Consider the following 20,600-nt stretch of genomic DNA (forward strand, 5'->3'; position numbering starts at 1 on the left):
ACGTCGCTCCCGAGTCAGATTTCACCCCACCGCACATGACACGTTTCGCAAGGATCATCGGTACGGGCAGCCACCTGCCGCCCAAGCGGGTCACCAATGACGAACTGGCGGCCCAGCTGGCCGAAAAGGGTATCGAGACGAGCGACGATTGGATCGTCTCGCGCAGCGGCATCCGGGCGCGTCATTTCGCCGAGCCGGATGTTACGTGCAGCGACCTCGCAGTAAAGGCGGCCGAGCGTGCGATCGAAGCCGCCGGCATCGATCGCTCTGAACTCGACATGATCCTGGTGGCAACGTCCACGCCGGATTTCGTGTTTCCGAGTACGGCGTGCCTGGTGCAGCAAAAGCTCGGCATCACCAACGGTTGCCCGGCATTCGACGTGCAGGCCGTATGTTCCGGCTTTGTCTACGCGCTTGCGACCGCCGACAAATTCATCCGCTCGGGTGCGTACCGCAACGTGCTCGTGATTGGCTCGGAAGTCTTCTCGCGCATCATCGATTTCAACGATCGCACCACGTGCGTGCTATTTGGCGACGGCGCGGGTGCTGTGGTGCTGCAAGCCTCTGACGAGCCCGGCATCCTGTCGACTGCGCTGCATGCGGACGGCAGCCACGCCAACATCCTGTGCGTGCCGGGCAACGTGGCCGCAGGTGCGATCCAGGGCAGCGCCTTCCTGTACATGGATGGCCAGGCCGTCTTCAAGCTGGCCGTCACGGTGCTCGACAAGGTCGCCCGTGAAGCATTGGCGGCCGCCGAGCTTGACGCCTCGCAAGTTGACTGGTTGATTCCGCATCAGGCGAACATCCGCATCATGCAAGGCACCACCAAGAAGCTGGGCCTTTCGAACGAGCGCCTGATCGTGACCGTCGATGAGCACGGCAACACGTCGGCTGCTTCGATTCCCCTGGCACTCGACGTTGCTGTGCGCGACGGCCGCATCCAGCGCGGCCAGCACGTGATGCTCGAAGGCGTGGGCGGCGGCTTTACTTGGGGCGCCGCGCTGCTGCGCTTCTGATCGACGAATTTCCAGAACGAACAATACGAGCCATGACATTCGCTTTCGTCTTCCCCGGCCAGGGTTCGCAATCGGTCGGCATGCTCAATGCGTTTGCCGATCATCCGGCCGTGGTGGCCACGCTGGCCGAGGCATCCGACGCGCTGGGCCAGGACATCGGCAAGCTGATTGCCGAAGGCCCGGCTGAAGAGCTGAACCTGACCACCAACACGCAGCCCGTCATGCTGACGGCCGCTGTTGCTGTCTATCGCGCATGGCAAGCTGCCGGCGGCCCGACGCCGACCGTCGTGGCCGGTCATAGCCTTGGCGAGTATTCGGCGCTGGTCGCCGCGGGCGCCATCGCATTCAAGGACGCTGTGCCGCTGGTGCGTTTCCGCGCCAAGGCGATGCAAGAAGCCGTGCCGGTGGGCGAGGGCGGCATGGCGGCGATCCTCGGCCTGTCGGATGACGACGTGCGGGCCGCATGCGCCGAAGCTTCGGTGGCGGGCGTGGTCGAAGCCGTCAACTTCAACGCGCCGGCCCAGGTGGTGATCGCCGGCGCCAAGGCGGCTGTCGAGAAGGCTTGCGAAATCGCCAAGGCCAAGGGTGCCAAGCGCGCGCTGCCCCTGCCGGTTTCGGCACCTTTTCACTCGTCGCTGCTCAAGCCGGCGTCGGACCGTCTGCGCGAGTATCTCGCCAACGTGACCGTTACCACCCCGGTGATTCCCGTCATCAATAACGTGGACGTTGCTGTCGTGAGCGACCCGGCTGCCATCAAGGATGCGCTGGTGCGCCAGGCAGCCGCGCCGGTGCGCTGGGTCGAGACGGTCCAGAAGATGAAGGCCGACGGCGTGACCCGCGTGGTCGAGTGCGGGCCGGGTAAGGTGCTGGCCGGTCTGGTCAAGCGCATCGATGGCGAGATTGTCGGCGATGCGATTTTTGATCCGGCGTCGCTGGAAGCCGTGCTGGGCCAACTCAAATAATCAACGGGATTCGTATGACCCAAGCATTGAACAATCAGGTTGCACTCGTTACCGGTGCCTCGCGAGGTATTGGCCGCGCCATCGCGCTGGAACTGGCGCGTCAGGGAGCCACGGTGGTCGGTACGGCCACGTCGGAAGCTGGCGCGCAAGCCATCACAGCTTACTTTGCTGAAGCCGGCCTGAAGGGCGCTGGCGTGGTGCTTAATGTGAATGACGCCGCGCGCTGTGAAGCCGTCATCGACGAGACCATCAAGACGCATGGCGGCCTGAACATCCTCGTCAACAATGCTGGCATCACGCAGGACAACCTGGCGATGCGCATGAAGGACGACGAATGGGTGTCGGTGATCGATACCAACCTTTCCGCCGTGTTCCGCCTGTCGCGTGCCGTGCTGCGCCCGATGATGAAGGCGCGCGGCGGCCGCATCATCAACATCACGTCGGTCGTGGGCTCCGCTGGCAACCCGGGTCAGGCGAATTACGCTGCGGCCAAGGCTGGTGTGGAGGGTATGGCCCGCGCGCTGGCCCGCGAGATCGGCAGCCGTAACATTACGGTCAACTGCATCGCACCGGGCTTTATCGATACCGACATGACCAAGGTCCTGTCGGAAGAGCAACATACCGCGCTGAAGGCGCAGATTCCGTTGGGGCGCCTGGGCGCGCCCGAGGACATCGCCAGCGCGGTTGCCTTCCTGGCGTCACCGGCGGCCGGCTACATTACGGGCTCGACCCTGCACGTCAACGGCGGCATGTACATGGGATAAGGAAGCCGTCCCGGCGGCGGGTGTGCGGGGCTTTGCGCATGCGCAAAATCCAGTGCGATCGCCGATTTAACTGGCTTTTAGCATCATGTTGAGCGCATTTTTTGCATGGATTCCGGCGCGGTTTTTCGCCGCTCAAACCTGCTAGAATGCGCGCACTTTTTGTCGAATACTTCCCTGGAGGGTTAAATGGACAACATCGACGCACGCGTTAAGAAGATCGTTGCTGAGCAACTCGGCGTGGCCGAAGCGGACATCAAGAACGAATCGTCGTTCGTGAACGATCTGGGCGCGGATTCGCTCGATACGGTTGAGCTGGTGATGGCTCTGGAAGACGAGTTCGGTATGGAAATTCCGGACGAAGAAGCCGAGAAGATCACCACGGTGCAACAAGCCATCGATTACGCGACCGCCCACGTCAAGGCGTAAGCGTCAATCGATCTCTTGACATCGCGGGCCACAGAAAGGGCGGTTGTCCGGCTTGACCGGGTGGCGCGTTTTCTGTGGCCTTTGTCGCTGATACAGAGTTGCAGGAAAGCATAGTGAGCCGTCGTCGCGTAGTCGTAACCGGCCTGGGGCTGGTCTCTCCGGTAGGGAACTCGGTCGCCGAGGGGTGGGCCAATCTGGTCGCCGGCAAGTCCGGGATCGCCACCATCACCAAATTCGATCCGTCGAACCTGGCCGTGCATTTCGCGGGCGAGGTCAAGGGTTTCAACGCCGAGGATTACATCCCGGCGAAAGAAGCCCGCAACATGGATACCTTCATCCATTACGGCATTGCTGCCGGCGTGCAAGCGCTGAAAGACAGCGGGCTGGAAGTGACCGAGGCCAATGCCGAGCGCATCGGCGTGCTGGTCGGTTCCGGTATCGGCGGTCTGCCGATGATCGAAGACACGCACCAGACCTATGTCGATCGCGGCCCACGCCGGATTTCGCCGTTCTTCGTGCCGGGCTCGATCATCAACATGATCTCCGGTCACCTGAGCATCATGTTCGGCCTGAAGGGCCCGAATCTGGCAGCTGTCACGGCTTGCACCACGGGTCTGCACAGCATTGGTCTGGCCGCCCGCCTGATCCAGGCCGGTGATGCTGACGCCATGGTTGCCGGCGGCGCCGAATCGACGGTGTCTCCGCTGGGCATCGGCGGGTTCGCCGCCGCCCGCGCGCTGTCCACGCGTAACGAGGATCCAGCCACCGCATCGCGCCCCTGGGACAAGGACCGCGACGGCTTCGTGCTGGGCGAGGGTGCCGGCGTGATGGTGTTGGAGGAATACGAGTCGGCCAAGGCGCGCGGCGCCACGATCTATGCGGAAGTCGCAGGCTTCGGCATGAGCGGCGATGCGTTCCACATGACGGCGCCGAACATGGACGGCCCGCGCCGTTGCATGCTGAACGCACTGCGCGATGCGGGCATGAATGCGGATCAGGTCCATTACCTGAATGCGCACGGCACGTCTACGCCGCTGGGCGACAAGAACGAATCGGAAGCCATCAAGGCCGCTTTTGGCGACCATGCGAGCAAGGTTGTCGTGAACTCGACCAAGTCGATGACCGGCCACTTGCTGGGCGGCGCGGGCGGGTTGGAGTCGGTGTTCACGGTGCTGGCGCTGCACAATCAGGTGTCGCCACCGACCATCAACATCTTCAATCAGGATCCCGAGTGCGATCTCGATTACTGCGCCAACACCGCGCGGGACATGAAGATCGACGTGGCCGTGAAGAACAACTTTGGCTTCGGTGGGACCAACGGCACGCTGGTGTTCAAGCGTCCATAAGGCAAAGCGGTACGCAGCCTCGCAGCGCGTGCCGCTTCGTTTTTTGCCTTGATTTTCCAGCACATTGTTTTTCCAGCGTCGTATCGGCGGTTGTGCGCGATCGGTCGTTTCGGGATGGCGGCGCTTGTCTGCTCGGTGGTGTTCTGGGCAATCGAAACGTGGGGCGCTGCCTTGCCGCCGATCAGTTGGGCTGTCATCAGCGCGCTGACATTTGCTGCCACCGTTCCTTTGATGGTGAACCGTTCGCCGCTCGCAATGGAACTGATGTGGCGCGTTCGTCTCAAACAAGACGGGGAGCCGGGTCGCGCTGTGTGGCAGATCCGATTGAAGGCGCCACAAGCGGTCCAAAATGCGCCTTTGTTATGGTCATGGCCGCTCGGTGAGCGCGTCTTGGTCCTTGGAGTCGCGCGTCATGGGTGGTGTCCGCAGATTTTCGTGCTGATGCCGCCGTGGTTTTCTGCCGGGACGCTACGTCGCATGCGAAGTCTGTTGCGCTTGGGGCCGCCGCGGGTGGTGTCCCAGGCGCCTGGTGTGTCGTAGGTAAAATACAACGTTTCCAAGTCACAAAAATTCAAGGCGATACACTGCAGGTGAAGAATCCGTGAGCGAACGCGAAGCCGACCAGATCCTCGTCGAGCGCGTCCAGCAAGGCGATAAGCGAGCGTTTGAGCTGCTGGTGGTCAAGTACCACCGGAAGATCATTCGGCTCGTCTCGCGCCTGATCCGTGACCCAGCCGAAGTCGAGGATGTGGCACAGGATGCCTTTATCAAGGCCTATCGTGCGTTGCCCCAGTTCCGGGGAGAATCCGCGTTCTATACGTGGCTGTATCGCATCGCCGTCAACACGGCCAAGAATTACCTGGCGACTCAGGGCCGGCGCCCGGAATCGTCCACCGACATCGATACCGAAGAGGCTGAAACTTTTGCCGACGGTGAGCTACTAAGGGATATCAATACGCCGGACTCCATGCTGCATACCAAGCAGGTGGCCGAAACGGTCAACCGTGCAATGGAAGCACTGCCCGAAGAGTTGCGTACCGCAATCACACTCCGGGAGATCGAGGGTCTGAGTTATGAGGAAATCGCTGAAGCGATGGAATGCCCGATCGGCACGGTCCGGTCCCGCATTTTCCGGGCGCGCGAGGCGATTGCCGAGAAATTGCGCCCCCTGCTGGGAACAGTGGAGGGCAAACGGTGGTAGCCAGCCGATATGACAAGCCGGCGGCCGCATGCGGCTGCAAACGGTGAAACCTCGGGAAGTCTTCTCTCGGATCGTTGATTGGACGTTGGAGTTTTTGGGGTCGGGAAATGGGTCAGGCTCAATTGCAAACGGCAGAAGTGGAGTTCGCACAACGCATCTCTGCCTTGATGGACGGTGAAATCGCAGCGCACGAGGTGCTGTCTGCGGTGGAGCTCGCCAAGGATGGCGAGGGCGCGGCGCATTGGCGCGAATATCAGCTGATCGGCGACGTGCTCCGCTCGGAGGATCTGCTGAACACGCGTTCCTCCGAAGATTTCGTCAGCCGGTTCTCGGCGAAGCTCGAGGCTGAGCCCCATCTGCTGGTGCCGGCTGTAGCGCAGCGTGCGAAAACCCAAGAGAGGCACCGATTCCTGGTCAGTCCCGCTTGGGTCCGACGGATCATGCCCACGACTGCCGTGGCGGCGGCGGTGGCGGCCGTTAGCTGGGTCGTCGTGCCGCAACTGCGCGGTCCTGCTGATGGCGCGGACGGTTCTCCCGCACTGGTCGCCAAGGCGACGCAAGCTGCTGCTGGTGCGCAGGCGCTGACCGTGGCGGCAACTGACAATACGCCGATGATCCGCGACGCCCGTCTGGACGAATACCTGAGCGCCCATCGTCAATCGGCGACCAACGGTATGGTGGTTCCGTATCTGCGTGCAGTGGCCAACGGGGTGGCGAACACCCAGGACTCCAATCAGGAATAATGCGGGCATCCATGTCGAAGGTGTGGCACCCCGTTGCCGGGGCAGGCGCCCGCAAGTTGCAGGCCGTTCGTCGGTCGGTTTTTCTTCTTCTGTGTGTTTCGGCGCTGGCGACGGCTGCTCAGCCGCAGCCCGATCCCATGCCGCGCAAGGAGGCCGCCTCTTGGTTGGCCAAGATCCATCGCGCGGCACTCAAGCAGAACTATGTCGGCACGCTCACATACCAGCGTGGCACCGGCATGCACTCCACCCGCATCCAGCACTACGCTGATCTCTTCAACAACGAGTACGAGCGCGTCGAAGCGCTGGACGGCAAGCAGCGCGAAATGCTGCGCCAGAATGATGTCGTGCGGAACCTGATTTACGACGTCAAACTCGTTGTGACGGAGAAGCAGGAGCACAAGGACAGCTTCCCCGCGCTGCTTGCCACCACCAATGGCGATGTGCTCGATCAGTACGACATGCGCCACCTCCCGGCCGAGCGCGTCGCGGGCATGGACTGCGAGGTCTTTCAGCTTGATCCGAAGGACGGCTACCGCTATGCCTACCGTATCTGGGCCGAGCGAAACAGTGGCTTGCTCATGCGCGCCCAGACCATTGGTGAAGACGGCAAGGTGCTGGAGCAGGTCGCCTTTTCGCAAGTCGAGCTGGGTGTGCCGTCGGAAAAGCAGAAGATCGTCGCTGCGTTCAAGAACCTGAACGGCTGGAATCAGTACGAGATCGTGACGCAGCCGACCAATCTGGCAGAACAAGGTTGGACGATCGGCAATCCCGTCAAGGGTTTCCAGAAGATCCGCGAGGTGCGTCGTCCGCTGGGCGATATTGCGCCGGCGGGCAAGAACACTTCCGGTTTCGAGGTCCAGCAGGTCGTCTTCAGTGATGGCTTGGCAGGGCTGTCGCTGTTTATCGAGCCGGTATCGGAAAAGCGTACGCGCCGCGAAGGCTTTATCTCGCAAGGCGCCACGCATGTGATGGTGCGACGCGTTGCCGATTTCTGGCTGACGGTTGTGGGCGAAGTCCCGTTTGCTACCATCAAGCAGTTTGGCGCCGCAGTCGACTACAAGCCGGTGTCCGCCAACGTGAGCAATAAGCCGGCCAGCGCGCCGCAGTAGCCACAAAGCCGGCACCTGCCTGGGGTGCGCGGCGTGGTTGCGCTCAGTACCATTTCTCTATTTGTCCTTGTTCCGGGGAGCTTTCATGCGTACCGCTCGATCCGTTCATGCCTTGCGTCTGCTGTGCGTTGCCGCTGCCGTGGCGGTCGGGAGCGCATTGGCGCCGGCCCACGCACAGAACGCCACGGGTAGTGTGGCTACGGGCACGTATGGCCTGCCCGATTTTGCCGACTTGGTCGAGAAGGTAAGCCCTGCCGTCGTGAACATCCGCACGACCGAGAAGGTCCGTATGCAGCAGGGTGGTCCGAATGATGACGACATGGCGGAGTTTTTCCGCCGCTTCTTCGGAGTGCCGATGCCGGGCATGCCGGGGCAGGGTCAGAAGCGCCGCAACGCGCCGCCGCAGCAGGAAGAAGAGCAGAGCCGCGGTGTCGGTTCCGGCTTCATCATCTCGGGCGATGGTTACATCCTGACCAACGCGCATGTGGTGGAAGGCGCAGAAACCATCTATGTCACGCTGATCGACAAGCGCGAATACAAGGCCAAGCTGATCGGCCTGGACAAGCGTACCGACGTGGCGCTAGTCAAGGTCGAGGCCAGTGCCCTGCCGAGCCTGAAGCTTGGCGATTCCGACAAGGTGCGCGTGGGCGAGTGGGTGCTCGCAATCGGCTCTCCGTTTGGCCTGGACAATACGGTGACTGCAGGCATCGTGTCGGCCAAGGGTCGCGATACGGGCGACTACCTGCCATTCATCCAGTCCGACGTGGCCGTCAACCCAGGCAACTCCGGCGGCCCGCTGATCAACCTGCGCGGCGAGGTGATCGGCATCAACAACCAGATCTATAGCCAAAGCGGCGGCTACATGGGCATCTCGTTCTCGATTCCGATCGACGAGGCGATGCGTGTGGCTGAGCAGTTGAAGGCGACGGGGCGCGTGACACGCGGCCGCATCGGCGTGGCGATCGACAACGTGCCGAAGGACGCAGCGGAGTCGCTGGGTCTGGGCCGCGCGCGCGGCGCCTATGTCGGCAACGTCGAGTCGGGCGGTCCGGCCGACAAGGCAGGCATCGAGGCCGGTGACATTGTTCTTAAGTACAACGGGCGCGATGTCGAGAAGGCGGGCGACCTGCAGCGCCAAGTCGGCGAGACCAAGCCGGGTACGCGCGCCACCGTGCAGGTCTGGCGCAAGGGTGCAACGCGCGATCTGACTGTGACGGTCGCTGAGTTGCAGGCTGACACGAAGGTGGCGCAACGCGCGAAGGGCGCACAGCCTGACAACAGCCAGCAAGGTCCGGGCAAGCCGAACGCGCTGGGGCTGGTGGTGGCTGACCTGTCCGACGGCGCTCGTCGCGAGTTCAAGACCAAGAGCGGCGTTGAAGTGCAGGTGTCCGAAGGGCCCGCGGCGCGCGTCGGCATTCGACCGGGCGACCTGATTCTGCGTGTGGGCGATACCGATGTCACCAACGCCAAGCAGTTCAACGAGGTGGTCGCCAAGCTCGACAAGAACCGCATGGTGGCTGTGTTTGTGCGTCGAGGTGATGCCACCCAGGTAGTGACGTTGCGCCCAAGCGCAGCCCGGTCGGGTAGCGGCCAGTGATCGAACTCACGCTCTACGGCCGCACGTACTGCCATTTGTGCGATGACATGAAGAACGCGCTGGAGCCACTCCAGCGCGGTTTTTCTTTTGTGCTCCACGAAGTGGACGTCGATAGCGATCCGGCGCTGGAGGCGCGGTTTGATGAGTTGGTGCCCGTGCTCATGACGGGGGCGCCGGCAACCCCACCTGAAGATGCACATGAGCTGTGCCACTACTTTCTGGATGTGCAAGCTGTGCAGGCGTGGCTCACTGCACAAAGCGCGCACAACTGAGGCAACGCCGCTGCCGCAAAAAGAGGCGCGGGAAGCCCTCTGAAATCCGGTAAAATCGCCTGTTAGCGCCGATTTTTGCACTGCACGATTGTTGTGCCGCAATTTAGGCTTTGAACCCAATACCTCCCGCCGACGCAGCACATGCGCGCCGGCCATGCCGGGACCGCCTCGCGCTCCGGCAGACGCGCCCGGGATGGGCGCTTTTCGACGCATTCGATGGACAATATCCGCAATTTCTCGATCATCGCCCACATCGACCACGGCAAATCGACGCTGGCAGATCGCATCATCCAGTTGTGTGGCGGGCTCTCCGACCGCGAGATGGAAGCCCAGGTGCTGGACTCGATGGACATCGAGAAGGAGCGCGGCATCACCATCAAGGCGCAGACAGCCGCGCTGTCTTACAAGGCGCGCGACGGCAAGGTCTATAACCTCAATCTAATCGACACCCCCGGACACGTCGACTTCAGCTACGAAGTCAGCCGCTCATTGTCCGCATGCGAAGGGGCTCTGCTGGTGGTCGATGCTTCCCAAGGTGTGGAAGCGCAGACCGTCGCCAACTGTTACACCGCCATCGAGCTGGGCGTGGAAGTCGTGCCGGTGCTCAACAAAATCGACTTGCCTGCGGCCGATCCGGACAACGCGATCCAGGAAATCGAAGACGTCATCGGCATCGACGCCACCGACGCGACGCGCTGCTCCGCCAAGACCGGCGTGGGCGTGGCGGACGTGCTCGAAGCGCTGATCGCCAAAGTGCCCGCGCCGAAGGGCGACCCGGCCGCGCCGCTGCAAGCGCTGATCATCGACTCGTGGTTCGACAACTACGTCGGCGTGGTGATGCTCGTGCGCGTGGTGAACGGCACGCTGCGCGCCAAGGACAAAGTCCTGCTGATGGCAACCGGTGCGCAGCATTTGGTGGAACAGGTGGGCGTGTTTTCGCCGAAGTCGGTGCCGCGCGAATCGTTGTCGGCGGGGCAGGTGGGCTTCGTCATCGCGGGCATCAAGGAACTCAAGGCTGCCAAGGTGGGTGACACCATCACCCATGTGGCGCCGCGCAAGGCCGAAGCACCGCTGCCGGGCTTCAAGGAAGTCAAGCCGCAGGTGTTTGCCGGTCTGTATCCGGTGGAAGCCAATCAATACGAAGCGCTGCGTGAATCGCTCGAAAAGCTCAAGCTCAACGACGCGTCGTTGCAGTACGAGCCGGAAGTGTCGCAGGCGCTCGGCTTCGGCTTCCGCTGCGGCTTCCTGGGCCTGCTGCACATGGAGATCGTGCAGGAGCGCCTGGAACGCGAATTCGACATGGATCTGATCACCACCGCGCCGACGGTGGTCTATCAGGTGCAGTTGCGCGATGGCACGATGGTGCAGGTGGAAAACCCGGCCAAGATGCCGGCCGACCCGAGCAAGATCGAGGCGATTCTCGAGCCGATCGTCACCGTCAATCTGTACATGCCGCAGGATTACGTGGGCGCCGTCATCACGCTGTGCGAGCAGAAGCGTGGCTCGCAGATCAACATGAGCTACCACGGCCGCCAGGTCCAGCTGACATACGAAATCCCGATGGGCGAGATCGTGCTGGACTTCTTCGATCGGCTGAAATCCGTCTCGCGCGGTTATGCGTCGATGGATTACGAGTTCAAGGAATACCGCGTGTCGGACGTGGTCAAGGTCGACATCCTGATCAACGGCGACAAGGTCGATGCGCTGTCCATCATCGTCCACCGTTCGAACAGCACGTACCGTGGTCGCGAAGTGGCCGCCAAGATGCGCGAGATCATTCCGCGTCAGATGTACGACGTGGCGATCCAGGCGGCCATTGGTGCGAACGTGATCGCGCGTGAGAACGTCAAGGCGCTGCGCAAGAACGTGCTGGCCAAGTGCTACGGCGGCGATATCTCGCGCAAGAAGAAGCTCCTCGAGAAGCAGAAAGAGGGCAAGAAGCGCATGAAGCAGGTTGGCACCGTTGAAATTCCGCAAGAGGCTTTCCTGGCCATCCTGCGCGTCGAAGAAAAATAATCCAGACATCGCTCGGACGATCTCTCCTCCATGAACTTCGCCCTGATTCTGTTTGTTCTCGTCGTGCTCACCGGTATCGCGTGGGTGGCCGACAAGCTCGTATTCCAGCGTCAACGTCAAGCGGCCGCGGCCGCGGCACTCGCTGAATTTGATGCGCGCGCGCAGGTGCAGGCGCAGTACGGCGGCGGTGGCGACATCGGTGCAGCGCGTTTGCAACTGGCCGAAGACAAGCTGCGCCAGCCCTGGTGGCTGGAATACACCGCCAGCTTCTTCCCGGTGATTGCCGCGGTGTTCCTGCTGCGCTCGTTCGTGATCGAGCCGTTCAAGATTCCGTCGGGCTCGATGATTCCGACGCTGCAGATCGGCGATTTCATCCTCGTCAACAAGTACACCTATGGCATTCGCTTGCCGATCGTGAACAAGAAGATCGTGGAGCTGAACCAGCCGCAACGCGGCGACGTGATGGTCTTCCGCTACCCGAAAGACGAGTCGATGGACTACATCAAGCGCGTGATCGGTGTGCCGGGTGACGTGGTGAAGTACGACAACAAGCGTCTGACGGTGAACGGCCAGCCGGCGACCTACGCGCCGCAGTCCGACTACCTCGATGGCGAGCGTCTGACCTACTCGAAGCAGTACCAGGAGACGCTGGGCAACGTGACCCACAACATCCTGAACGACGCAGACCGCCCCGCCTATGTCTCCGGCCCGGACGATTTTCCGTTCCGCGAGAACTGCACATACAATCAGACCGGCTTCACTTGCAAGGTACCCGCAGGTCACTATTTCATGATGGGCGATAATCGCGACAACAGCGCGGATTCTCGTTACTGGGGCTTCGTGCCGGACAAGAACATCGTCGGGAAGGCCTTCTTCATCTGGATGAATCTGGGTGACCTGAAGCGGATCGGTGCTTTTCACTGATCCATAAGTGACGCAAAGATATCTTAATAAAACTCGGCAATTGCAAAACGGGGGAAATGCAATGCGGATTCGTCAGACCGGTCTCAAACGCCCGTCGCGCGGGATTACGATGTTTGGCATCCTGATCGGCATCATCGTGCTGATTACGTTTGTGCTGCCGGCTATTCGGTCCGTGCCGAGCCTGATGGAATACCAGGCCATTACACGCGCTGTGAAACAGGCGCGCGAGCGTGCAAGCACGCGCGAAGAGGTGGCCTCCGCCTTTGACAAGCAGGCCGCGATCGACGACATCACGTCGATCAAGGGCGAAGATCTGGAAGTGCTGGACGGCGGGGGCTCCATTCAGGCGGTGCGTTTCTCGTACAAGCGCGAAGTTCCGCTGTATGGCCCCATCGGTCTGGTGATCACCTATTCGGGGACCCAGCGTTGACATGAGTCTGGATGCGCTACAGCAACGTCTTGGCTACCGCTTCAGCAAACCGGAGTTGCTGCAGCAGGCGCTCACCCATCGCAGTCACAGCGCGATGCACAACGAGCGCCTGGAATTTCTTGGCGATTCGATCCTGAACTGCGCCGTCGCGGACATGCTCTACGGCATGTTCGGCAAGCTGGATGAGGGCGATCTTTCGCGGGTGCGGGCCAATCTGGTCAAGCAACAGGCGTTGTACGAGATCGCGCAAATGTTGCAATTGCCCGATGCCCTGCGTTTGGGCGAAGGTGAGTTGAAGAGCGGCGGTTTCCGCCGTCCATCTATCCTGGCCGATGCGCTGGAAGCGATTTTCGGGGCAGTGTTCCTCGACGGCGGCTTCGATGCCGCCCGCACGCTGATCCGCAAGCTCTATATCCCGATCCTTGAACAGGTCGATCCGCGCACGCTTGGCAAGGACGCCAAGACGCTGTTGCAGGAGTACCTCCAAGGTCACAAGATTGCGTTGCCGCTGTACACGGTGGTGGCTACCCACGGCGCGGCGCATAATCAGCAATTCGAGGTCGAGTGCTCGATCCCGAAGCTGGAGATTCGCGTCTCCGGCAGCGGGGCATCGCGGCGCGCGGCCGAACAATCGGCGGCCAAGCTGGCCTTGGAAGAAGCGCATCGCCTGGTGCCGCAGCTCGTCAAGCGCAGCCGCGCCGAGCGCACTGGCAAGACGCGCAAGCAGGCCACGCCGCCCGATCCGCAGTTGTCTCTCCGGTTGAAGGAATAATCAGGTAAATGAGCGACACCCCATTGCAGCCTCCGCAGCCAGAATCTGGCGTGCCGGAGGGGTTCCGCTGCGGCATGGTCGCCATTGTCGGGCGGCCGAACGTCGGCAAATCCACGCTGATGAACGCCCTCGTGGGCCAGAAAGTCAGCATCACATCGCGCAAGGCGCAGACGACGCGTCACCGCATCACCGGCATTCAGACGACGGATGACGCACAGTTCGTTTTCGTCGATACGCCAGGCTTTCAGACACGTCACGCCACCGCGCTGAACCGTTCGCTGAACCGCGCGGTCACGTCCACGCTTACGTCGGTGGATGCGGTGTTGTTCGTGGTCGAAGCCGGTCGCTACGGCCCGGACGACGAAAAGGTGCTCTCGCTGCTGCCGCGCGAGACGCCCGTGATCCTGATCGTCAACAAGGTGGATCGGCTCGATGCGTACACGCGCGCCGAGATGGTTGCCGTGTTCCTGCAGGACATGGCGCAGGTGTTTCCGTTTGCCGAAATCGTGCCGATGTCGGCCAAGAACCGCGACGACATCGATCGGCTGCTCGGCATCGTGCGCCCGTATCTGCCGGAAGGTGAGCCGATGTACGACCCGGAGGCGCTGACCGATCGCAGCGAGCGCTTCCTGGCTGCCGAAATCGTTCGCGAGAAGGTTTTCCGCTGGACGGGCGACGAGTTGCCGTATTCCAGCACCGTCATCGTCGACAAGTTCGAGACCGAAGGTCGCCTGCGCCGCGTGTTCGTCACCATCCTCGTCGACCGCGACGCGCACAAGGCGATGATCATCGGCGCGAAGGGCGCCAAGCTCAAGCAGATCTCCACCGAAGCCCGCATGGACATGGAAAAACTGTTCGACGGCAAGGTGTATCTGGAGGTCTGGATCAAGGTCAAGAGCGGTTGGGCCGACAACGAAGCCGGCCTGCGCGCCTACGGCTACGAATAACCATTTAGCCGGGCCACTTCTACACACGCTCGATGGCGGGACGATCCGATCCGATTCCGGACGAAGCCGCGGAATGGCTTGCCGAGGAAGGCGTTGCCGGCGCCGCGCCGCGCAAGAGCTTTCCTGCCGGGCGTTCCGAAACGCGTGTTGCTGCGCAGCCGGCCTTCGTGCTGCACAGTTATCCGTATCGGGAAACCAGCCTCATCATCGACGTCTTTACGCCGGACTACGGGCGCATGGCGTTGGTTGCCAAGGGGGCGAAGCGGCCGCATTCAGCGCTGCGCGCGGTGTTGCAGACGTTCCAGCCGCTGTCGCTGTCCTGGAGCGGGCGCGGTGATGTGCGCACGCTCACGCGCGCAGAGTGGGTTGGCGGCATGCTGCCGCTGGGCGGAGAGGGACTGCTGTCCGGCTTCTATCTGAACGAACTGCTCGTCAAGTTCGTCGCCCGCGAAGACGGCCACCCGGTCCTGTTCGCGCATTACGTCGAAACGCTCAACAAGCTTGCCCATGGCGAACCCGCGGCCTTCACGCTGCGGGCGTTCGAACGTGTGCTGCTGCGTGAGACCGGCTTTGCCGCGCAGCTCGACCGCTGCATCGACGGCGAACCCGTGCAGGCGGATGCCGAATACGTCTATCACCCCGAGCGCGGCATCCGGCGTACCCTGCCGAGCGATCCATCGTCGTGGCCAGTCTTGCGCGGCCAGACGCTGATCGACATGGAGCGCGATGATTACGCCTCACGCCCCACGACCGCACAGCAAAGCCGCAGTCTGATGCGTTTCCTGCTGCATTATCATTTGCATGGCACGCCGCTTTCGACGCGCCAGATCCTGATCGACTTGCAGAAACTATGATCTTTCACGCCTCGCCGGGAATCATCGACCTGGGTATCAACATCGACCACGTCGCTACGCTGCGCAACGCGCGCGGCACCACGTACCCGGACCCGATCGCCGCGGCGCTGCTGGCAGAAGAAGCCGGCGCCGACCTCATCACCCTCCACCTGCGCGAAGATCGCCGCCACATCAAGGATGCCGATGTGCGCGCCCTGCGGCCGCAACTGCGCACGCGCATGAACCTCGAGTGCGCCGTCACGCAGGAGATGCTCGACATCGCATGCGACATCGGCCCGCAGGACGTTTGCCTCGTGCCCGAGCGCCGTCAGGAAGTGACGACCGAAGGCGGGCTGGACGTGGTTGGTGGTTTTGCCAAGGTGCAGGCCGCTTGCAAGCAACTGGCCGATGCGGGCATCCGCGTGTCGCTGTTCATTGATCCGGATGCGGCACAGATCGAGGCCGCTGCCGCTGCCGGCGCGCCCGTCATCGAACTGCACACGGGCCGCTATGCTGAAGCGACCGACGATGCCGAGCTGCGGGCAGAACTCGTCCGCATCGAAACCGCCGTGGAAGAGGGCATCCGCTGGGGCGTGCGGGTGAACGCAGGCCACGGCCTTCACTACACGAACGTGCAGCCGATTGCCGCCATCGCCGGCATTCATGAGCTCAACATCGGCCACGCCGTCGTTGCGCATGCGGTGTTTGCCGGCTGGCAGAACGCGGTGCGTGAGATGAAGGCGATCATGGTTGCGGCGCGGTTGTCGTCCACGACGCCAGCGGCTGCACACCCGGGCGTGCCTGTATGAACGAACGGGCCGCAGCCGCCTCGGTGTCCGGCGCCATTTATGGCATCGGCACGGACATCATCCAGATCGAGCGTGTCGAAGGCGTGATGCAGCGGACCAATGGCCGCTTCGCCGAAAAGGTGCTCGGCCCCGAGGAGCTGCGCGTCTACCATGCCCGCAAGGCGCGTTCAGAGCGCCGTGGCCTCGCGTTTCTTGCCACGCGCTTTGCCGCCAAGGAAGCTGTGTCCAAGGCCATCGGCCTGGGAATGCGCTGGCCCATGACGTGGCGTGCGGTCCAGACGCTCAACTTGCCCTCCGGCCAACCGGTGGTGCGCTACAGCGGCGAACTGGCCGACTGGATCGCGCAGCACGGCCTTCATATCCAGATCAGCGTGACGGACGAGCGCGACTACGCAGTCGCCTTCGCAGTCGCCGAGTTGCAAACGAAATCCTCCGCATGACCCAAACCAAAAAACAGAAGCACCCCGGCCCGATCGTTCTGGATGTGGCCGGCCTGAAACTCGGCCCCGACGATGTTCGCCGCATTGCCCATCCGTTGACGGGGGGCGTGATCCTGTTTGCGCGGAACTTTGAATCGCGCGCGCAGTTGACGGCGCTCACGCAGGCCATTCGCGCGATTCGGAGCGACGTGCTCATTTGCATCGACCACGAAGGCGGTCGCGTGCAGCGTGCCAAGACCGACGGCTTCACGCACCTGCCCGCCATGGGCGCGCTGGGCAAGCTGTGGGACACCGATGTGCTGGCGGCCACGCGCGCCGCCACCGCTTGCGGGTACGTTCTGGCCGCCGAACTGCGTGCCTGCGATATCGACCTCAGCTTCACGCCCGTGCTCGATCTCGACTACGGCAGCAGCAGCGTGATCGGCGATCGGGCGTTTCATCGCGACCCGCGCGTGGTCACGATGCTCGCCAACCATCTGACGCTGGGCCTGCGCTTGGCCGGCATGTCCAATTGCGGCAAGCATTTCCCCGGTCACGGCTACGTCCAAGCGGATTCGCACATTGCTGTGCCTGTGGACGAGCGCCCGCTTGAGGCCATTCTTGCAGACGATGCGCAGCCCTACGGCTGGATGGGAATCGGCCTGCAATCCGTCATGCCGGCGCACGTGATTTACTCGGCTGTCGATCCGAACCCGGCGGGCTTCTCTCGCTTCTGGCTGCAGGACATGCTGCGCGCGCATTTCAACTTCGACGGCGTGATCTTCAGCGATGACCTGAGCATGGAAGGCGCGAGCGTTGCCGGCACGGTGGTCGACGGGGCGCGTGCGGCGCTCACGGCCGGCTGCGACATGGTGCTGATCTGCAACGCGCCGGAGAAGGCCGATCAACTGCTCGGCGAGCTGGACGTGCCCATGGGCAAGGCATCGCAGCGACGCGTGCGCCGGTTGTTTGGCGGCCGGGCCGTGAAGGACTGGGCGAAGCTGCAGCAGCAATCGGCCTACAGGCAGGCGCTGCGCACGTTGCGTGAGGCGAAGCTCATCGCGTAGCCCCAGAAACGCACAAAACGTGGTGGTAAAAGAAAAGGCTCCCGAGGGAGCCTTTTCTTCTTGCTGCGGCGCCAGCTTACTTGGCGCGGCTGCGGTACTCGTCGGTACGCGTATCGATTTCGATCTTCTCGCCGATGTTGCAGAACAGCGGCACCATGATCACGAATTCTTCGTTGTCGTTGATGCGCGCCGCCTTCAGCACCTTACCCGACGACGTGTCGCCCTTGACTGCCGGCTCGGTGTAGACGATTTCGCGGACAACCGTGGTCGGCAGTTCCACCGAGATGGCGTTCTCGTTGTAGAACGTCACTTCGACCTTCATGCCGTCTTGCAGGTAGTTCAGCGCGCTGCCCATGGCGGCGGGCTCAACGTTGTACTGTTCGTACGTGACCGGATCCATGAACACGTACATCGAGCCGTCGAAGTAGGAGTACTCGGCTTCCTTCTTCTCCAGGATGACCTGGTCCATCTTGTCGTCGGCGTTGAACACCGACTCGCCGCCTGCGCCCGTCAGCAGGTTCTTGTACTTCATCTTGACGACGGCGCCCGAACGGCCCGAACGGCTGTACTCGGTCTTGAGCACGACCATTGCGTCGTTGCCGATCATGAACACGTTGCCAGCGCGGAGTTCTTGCGCGATTTTCAAAGCCATTTCACAGTTCCTGAGAGTAAGAGGGTTCGATGCGCGCCAAGCAACGAAGCACCGCGCGATACCCTCCGGGCCGCGCGAACCAGGTCAGAGCCGGGGGTCGCATACAGATCAGCCCGCTATTTTACCTGTTTTTCGCAAAATGCCACCAAATTCGCGGCGAGATCGCCCAGTTGCATCAAGCTTTGCTCCCAGGTGACGGCCCGTACGCGCAGGCGAGGCGCAACGGCTGCAAAGTCCGTCCAATTGAGTGATGCCGGCGCACCATTCCACGCGTGCCAGAACGAGATCAGCGCTTTGGCATCGGCCTCTGTCAGGGCTGTCGTATAGCGCGCCAGAAATGCGTCGAGCTTGATGAGATGTACGTCGTCGCTTTGGGGATAGATGTGCCAGACAAACGGCTTCAGCGCCCATTGGGCGCGCACGAAGGAGTCCTCCCCACGTACGAAGTTGATGTCGCATGCCCACAGCAGCGGGTCATAGTGCTCCTGTGGGACGAACGGCACGACTGCCACCGTGAGGTTGCCACGCGTCCAGCGCGCGCCCGTCTTGGCAGAGCCGGCATCGCCCATTAGCTCGGCGATCTGCTGGGCGGCCAGCCCTTCGGGCACCAGGCAGATCACGGGCTGTGGCGCTGCTTCCCATTGAGCGACCAGCGTTGGCAATGCCGGATTGGCATAAGCGAACAGGCTTACGCGCAGGGCGTCGGGGGTGTTGCGCATCAGGTCGTCGACCCCGAGGCGGTGCCACAACGCCTGGTGCGCGGCGGGGCTCGCCTCGAACGTCTGGCGTTGCGCGCCAAGATGCGATTCCCGCAGGACGCCGCCGGTGTTGCGTGCAAAGCCCGGAAAGAAGAAGTGTTTGACGAGCGGCAGTCGCAGATGTGGCGACTGCATCGCGTGATGCTCGGCCACCCAGTTCTCGGCGCTCAGGTATTCCAGGTTGATCCAGACGGGCGCCGATCCTTGGGATGCCCGCTCGGCCATGAGCGCCAGCACGGGCTCCGGAACGCGCATGCGAATGCGCCAATCACCACGTCATGCAAGGTTGGGTGTGCATCAGCGGCCAGAAGGGCCGCCACCTGCGCATCGTCGGCCCAATGGCGGATATCGACGCCCGAGACGCGTTGCGCGACGGCTTTAGCGTCGACTGCGGGGCAGATCTTTTCAAACGAACGGAGATCGTCGACCCACAGACGGACGGTGTGGCCGTGCTCCTGTACAAGCTGGCGGGCCAGGCGCCAGCAGACGCCGATGTCGCCGTAATTGTCGACGACGCGGCAGAAGAGATCCCAGGATGTGATGGTGCGCATGCAGGAAGGCGAGTCGGGCAGCGAAGAAGGGCGGGCCGACATTGTAGTCGGCAGCTTGTTCTACACTGACGGCCTCTGATCCAGCGAACGCCATGTCGTCCGACCCCACGCAACCCCAGCCCCCCGAGACGCCCGAGAGCGTCGAGCCCAGCGCGCCCGTGAACGTGCCCGAATTCGACGCGAAAGCGCACATCGCGCGCCTGCCGAACCTGCCGGGCGTGTATCGCTACTTCGATGCGCAGGGCAACGTGCTCTACGTGGGCAAGGCGCGCGACCTCAAGAAGCGCGTGTCGAGCTATTTCAACAAAACGCTGCTTTCGCCGCGCATCGCGATGATGGTGGCGAAGATCGCGCGCATCGACACCACCGTCGTGCGCAGCGAGGCCGAAGCGCTGCTGCTTGAGAACAACCTCATCAAGGCGCTGGCGCCGCGCTACAACATCCTGTTTCGCGACGACAAGTCGTATCCGTATCTCAAGCTCACGCATCACGCCTATCCGCGCATGGCGTATTACCGCGGCGCGACCGATCGCAAGCACCAATACTTCGGCCCGTTTCCGAGCGCGCATGCGGTGCGTGAAAGCATGCAGATCCTGCAGAAGGTGTTCCAGCTCCGCACGTGCGAAGACACCGTCTTCAACAACCGCACACGACCGTGTCTGCTGCATCAGATCCATCGCTGCAGCGGCCCATGCGTCCAGGCGATCAGCCCGGAGGATTACGCGCGCGACGTCGCCAACGCCGCCGGTTTCCTGCAGGGTCGACAGGACGAGGTCATGCAGACGCTGCAGGACAAGATGCAGCGCTATTCCGAATCGCTGGCGTTCGAGCAGGCCGCCATCGTGCGCGACCAGATCGGCGCATTGTCGACGGTGCTCAAGCAGCAGTCGGTGGAAGAGGTCGGCCACGCCAGCGACATCGACATCCTGGCCGTTGCCATCAAGGGCGGCCACGCCTGCGTGAACCTCGCGATGGTGCGCGGGGGG

Annotated in this window: 22 protein-coding genes and 1 pseudogene; 21 read left to right on the forward strand and 2 right to left on the reverse strand. The window is 62.5% G+C overall.

Going from position 1 to position 20,600, the window contains the following annotated elements:
- The first annotated feature begins 35 nt into the window (after window positions 1-35).
- The 20 genes from FUT88_RS05975 to nagZ all read left to right on the forward strand — a co-directional run bounded on the left by FUT88_RS05975 (window position 36) and on the right by nagZ (window position 17,653).
- Entirely contained in the window at window positions 36-1,016 is a 981-nt protein-coding gene (locus FUT88_RS05975) for a beta-ketoacyl-ACP synthase III (protein ID WP_147214222.1), read from the forward strand.
- A 32-nt stretch (window positions 1,017-1,048) separates the two neighbouring features.
- Complete coding sequence (fabD, locus tag FUT88_RS05980) at window positions 1,049-1,978, forward strand: ACP S-malonyltransferase (protein WP_147214223.1); 930 nt, start codon at window positions 1,049-1,051, stop codon at window positions 1,976-1,978.
- A 14-nt stretch (window positions 1,979-1,992) separates the two neighbouring features.
- Entirely contained in the window at window positions 1,993-2,742 is a 750-nt protein-coding gene (gene fabG / locus FUT88_RS05985; RefSeq protein ID WP_147214224.1) for a 3-oxoacyl-ACP reductase FabG, read from the forward strand.
- A gap of 186 nt (window positions 2,743-2,928) precedes the next feature.
- Complete coding sequence (acpP, locus tag FUT88_RS05990) at window positions 2,929-3,168, forward strand: acyl carrier protein (protein WP_004635650.1); 240 nt, start codon at window positions 2,929-2,931, stop codon at window positions 3,166-3,168.
- Between the two features lie 113 nt (window positions 3,169-3,281).
- Entirely contained in the window at window positions 3,282-4,514 is a 1,233-nt protein-coding gene (gene fabF, locus FUT88_RS05995) for a beta-ketoacyl-ACP synthase II (protein ID WP_147214225.1), read from the forward strand.
- A gap of 48 nt (window positions 4,515-4,562) precedes the next feature.
- A complete protein-coding gene (locus FUT88_RS06000; protein WP_261797041.1) occupies window positions 4,563-5,054 on the forward strand; it encodes a hypothetical protein in 492 nt (163 codons plus the stop codon).
- A gap of 61 nt (window positions 5,055-5,115) precedes the next feature.
- Entirely contained in the window at window positions 5,116-5,715 is a 600-nt protein-coding gene (gene rpoE / locus FUT88_RS06005) for an RNA polymerase sigma factor RpoE (RefSeq protein ID WP_147214226.1), read from the forward strand.
- Between the two features lie 107 nt (window positions 5,716-5,822).
- Entirely contained in the window at window positions 5,823-6,458 is a 636-nt protein-coding gene (locus FUT88_RS06010; RefSeq protein WP_147214227.1) for a sigma-E factor negative regulatory protein, read from the forward strand.
- Between the two features lie 11 nt (window positions 6,459-6,469).
- Window positions 6,470-7,567 carry a MucB/RseB C-terminal domain-containing protein gene (locus FUT88_RS06015; protein ID WP_147214228.1) on the forward strand — a complete coding sequence of 366 codons (1,098 nt, stop codon included), beginning with the start codon at window positions 6,470-6,472 and terminating at the stop codon, window positions 7,565-7,567.
- Between the two features lie 85 nt (window positions 7,568-7,652).
- A complete protein-coding gene (locus FUT88_RS06020; RefSeq protein ID WP_147214229.1) occupies window positions 7,653-9,164 on the forward strand; it encodes a DegQ family serine endoprotease in 1,512 nt (503 codons plus the stop codon).
- Window positions 9,161-9,436 carry a glutaredoxin family protein gene (locus FUT88_RS06025; protein ID WP_147214230.1) on the forward strand — a complete coding sequence of 92 codons (276 nt, stop codon included), beginning with the start codon at window positions 9,161-9,163 and terminating at the stop codon, window positions 9,434-9,436. Before FUT88_RS06020 ends, FUT88_RS06025 begins: the two co-directional genes overlap by 4 nt.
- A 216-nt stretch (window positions 9,437-9,652) precedes the next feature.
- A complete protein-coding gene (lepA, locus tag FUT88_RS06030; protein WP_147214231.1) occupies window positions 9,653-11,452 on the forward strand; it encodes a translation elongation factor 4 in 1,800 nt (599 codons plus the stop codon).
- Window positions 11,453-11,482: 30 nt separating this feature from the next.
- The gene (gene lepB / locus FUT88_RS06035; RefSeq protein ID WP_027677750.1) at window positions 11,483-12,376 is read left to right on the forward strand and encodes a signal peptidase I; all 894 of its coding nucleotides are present in this window, start codon (window positions 11,483-11,485) and stop codon (window positions 12,374-12,376) included.
- Window positions 12,377-12,437: 61 nt separating this feature from the next.
- Entirely contained in the window at window positions 12,438-12,806 is a 369-nt protein-coding gene (locus FUT88_RS06040) for a DUF4845 domain-containing protein (RefSeq protein ID WP_147214232.1), read from the forward strand.
- A gap of 1 nt (window position 12,807) precedes the next feature.
- Entirely contained in the window at window positions 12,808-13,578 is a 771-nt protein-coding gene (rnc, locus tag FUT88_RS06045; RefSeq protein WP_009238523.1) for a ribonuclease III, read from the forward strand.
- 8 nt (window positions 13,579-13,586) lie between these two features.
- Window positions 13,587-14,525: a GTPase Era gene (gene era / locus FUT88_RS06050; protein WP_004635627.1), complete on the forward strand. Its 939-nt coding sequence runs from the start codon at window positions 13,587-13,589 to the stop codon at window positions 14,523-14,525.
- A 32-nt stretch (window positions 14,526-14,557) separates the two neighbouring features.
- Window positions 14,558-15,379: a DNA repair protein RecO gene (gene recO, locus FUT88_RS06055; RefSeq protein ID WP_147214233.1), complete on the forward strand. Its 822-nt coding sequence runs from the start codon at window positions 14,558-14,560 to the stop codon at window positions 15,377-15,379.
- Window positions 15,376-16,167 (forward strand): pyridoxine 5'-phosphate synthase, encoded by a 792-nt coding sequence (pdxJ, locus tag FUT88_RS06060; protein WP_012435233.1) that lies wholly within the window; start codon window positions 15,376-15,378, stop codon window positions 16,165-16,167. Before recO ends, pdxJ begins: the two co-directional genes overlap by 4 nt.
- Window positions 16,164-16,607: a holo-ACP synthase gene (acpS, locus tag FUT88_RS06065; RefSeq protein ID WP_147214234.1), complete on the forward strand. Its 444-nt coding sequence runs from the start codon at window positions 16,164-16,166 to the stop codon at window positions 16,605-16,607. The genes pdxJ and acpS overlap by 4 nt, the downstream gene beginning before the upstream one ends.
- A complete protein-coding gene (gene nagZ / locus FUT88_RS06070; protein WP_147214235.1) occupies window positions 16,604-17,653 on the forward strand; it encodes a beta-N-acetylhexosaminidase in 1,050 nt (349 codons plus the stop codon). The genes acpS and nagZ overlap by 4 nt, the downstream gene beginning before the upstream one ends.
- A gap of 76 nt (window positions 17,654-17,729) precedes the next feature.
- Here the strand turns inward: nagZ and efp are convergent, their stop codons facing one another.
- Window positions 17,730-18,299 carry an elongation factor P gene (gene efp, locus FUT88_RS06075; protein WP_027677743.1) on the reverse strand — a complete coding sequence of 190 codons (570 nt, stop codon included), beginning with the start codon at window positions 18,297-18,299 and terminating at the stop codon, window positions 17,730-17,732.
- A gap of 122 nt (window positions 18,300-18,421) precedes the next feature.
- Window positions 18,422-19,614, reverse strand: a pseudogene (gene earP, locus FUT88_RS06080) (elongation factor P maturation arginine rhamnosyltransferase EarP).
- Window positions 19,615-19,706: 92 nt separating this feature from the next.
- On the opposite strand from earP, the gene uvrC reads away from it, so the two are divergent.
- The coding region (gene uvrC, locus FUT88_RS06085) for an excinuclease ABC subunit UvrC (protein WP_147214236.1) at window positions 19,707-20,600 on the forward strand (894 nt) is incomplete at its 3' end.

It is taken from the genome of Ralstonia sp. TCR112 (assembly GCF_007997035.1).
Lineage (GTDB): Bacteria > Pseudomonadota > Gammaproteobacteria > Burkholderiales > Burkholderiaceae > Ralstonia > Ralstonia edaphi.

What these genes read in the sequence shown, in the direction of transcription:
- FUT88_RS06010 (WP_147214227.1), top strand. Translation starts at nt 5,823, where the DNA reads ATGGGTCAGGCTCAATTGCAAACGGCAGAAGTGGAGTTCGCACAACGC.
- lepB (WP_027677750.1), top strand. Translation starts at nt 11,483, where the DNA reads ATGAACTTCGCCCTGATTCTGTTTGTTCTCGTCGTGCTCACCGGTATC.
- acpS (WP_147214234.1), top strand. Translation starts at nt 16,164, where the DNA reads ATGAACGAACGGGCCGCAGCCGCCTCGGTGTCCGGCGCCATTTATGGC.
- FUT88_RS06015 (WP_147214228.1), top strand. Translation starts at nt 6,470, where the DNA reads ATGTCGAAGGTGTGGCACCCCGTTGCCGGGGCAGGCGCCCGCAAGTTG.
- era (WP_004635627.1), top strand. Translation starts at nt 13,587, where the DNA reads ATGAGCGACACCCCATTGCAGCCTCCGCAGCCAGAATCTGGCGTGCCG.
- FUT88_RS06020 (WP_147214229.1), top strand. Translation starts at nt 7,653, where the DNA reads ATGCGTACCGCTCGATCCGTTCATGCCTTGCGTCTGCTGTGCGTTGCC.
- fabD (WP_147214223.1), top strand. Translation starts at nt 1,049, where the DNA reads ATGACATTCGCTTTCGTCTTCCCCGGCCAGGGTTCGCAATCGGTCGGC.
- rnc (WP_009238523.1), top strand. Translation starts at nt 12,808, where the DNA reads ATGAGTCTGGATGCGCTACAGCAACGTCTTGGCTACCGCTTCAGCAAA.
- acpP (WP_004635650.1), top strand. Translation starts at nt 2,929, where the DNA reads ATGGACAACATCGACGCACGCGTTAAGAAGATCGTTGCTGAGCAACTC.
- recO (WP_147214233.1), top strand. Translation starts at nt 14,558, where the DNA reads ATGGCGGGACGATCCGATCCGATTCCGGACGAAGCCGCGGAATGGCTT.
- FUT88_RS05975 (WP_147214222.1), top strand. Translation starts at nt 36, where the DNA reads ATGACACGTTTCGCAAGGATCATCGGTACGGGCAGCCACCTGCCGCCC.
- pdxJ (WP_012435233.1), top strand. Translation starts at nt 15,376, where the DNA reads ATGATCTTTCACGCCTCGCCGGGAATCATCGACCTGGGTATCAACATC.
- nagZ (WP_147214235.1), top strand. Translation starts at nt 16,604, where the DNA reads ATGACCCAAACCAAAAAACAGAAGCACCCCGGCCCGATCGTTCTGGAT.
- FUT88_RS06040 (WP_147214232.1), top strand. Translation starts at nt 12,438, where the DNA reads ATGCGGATTCGTCAGACCGGTCTCAAACGCCCGTCGCGCGGGATTACG.
- fabG (WP_147214224.1), top strand. Translation starts at nt 1,993, where the DNA reads ATGACCCAAGCATTGAACAATCAGGTTGCACTCGTTACCGGTGCCTCG.
- lepA (WP_147214231.1), top strand. Translation starts at nt 9,653, where the DNA reads ATGGACAATATCCGCAATTTCTCGATCATCGCCCACATCGACCACGGC.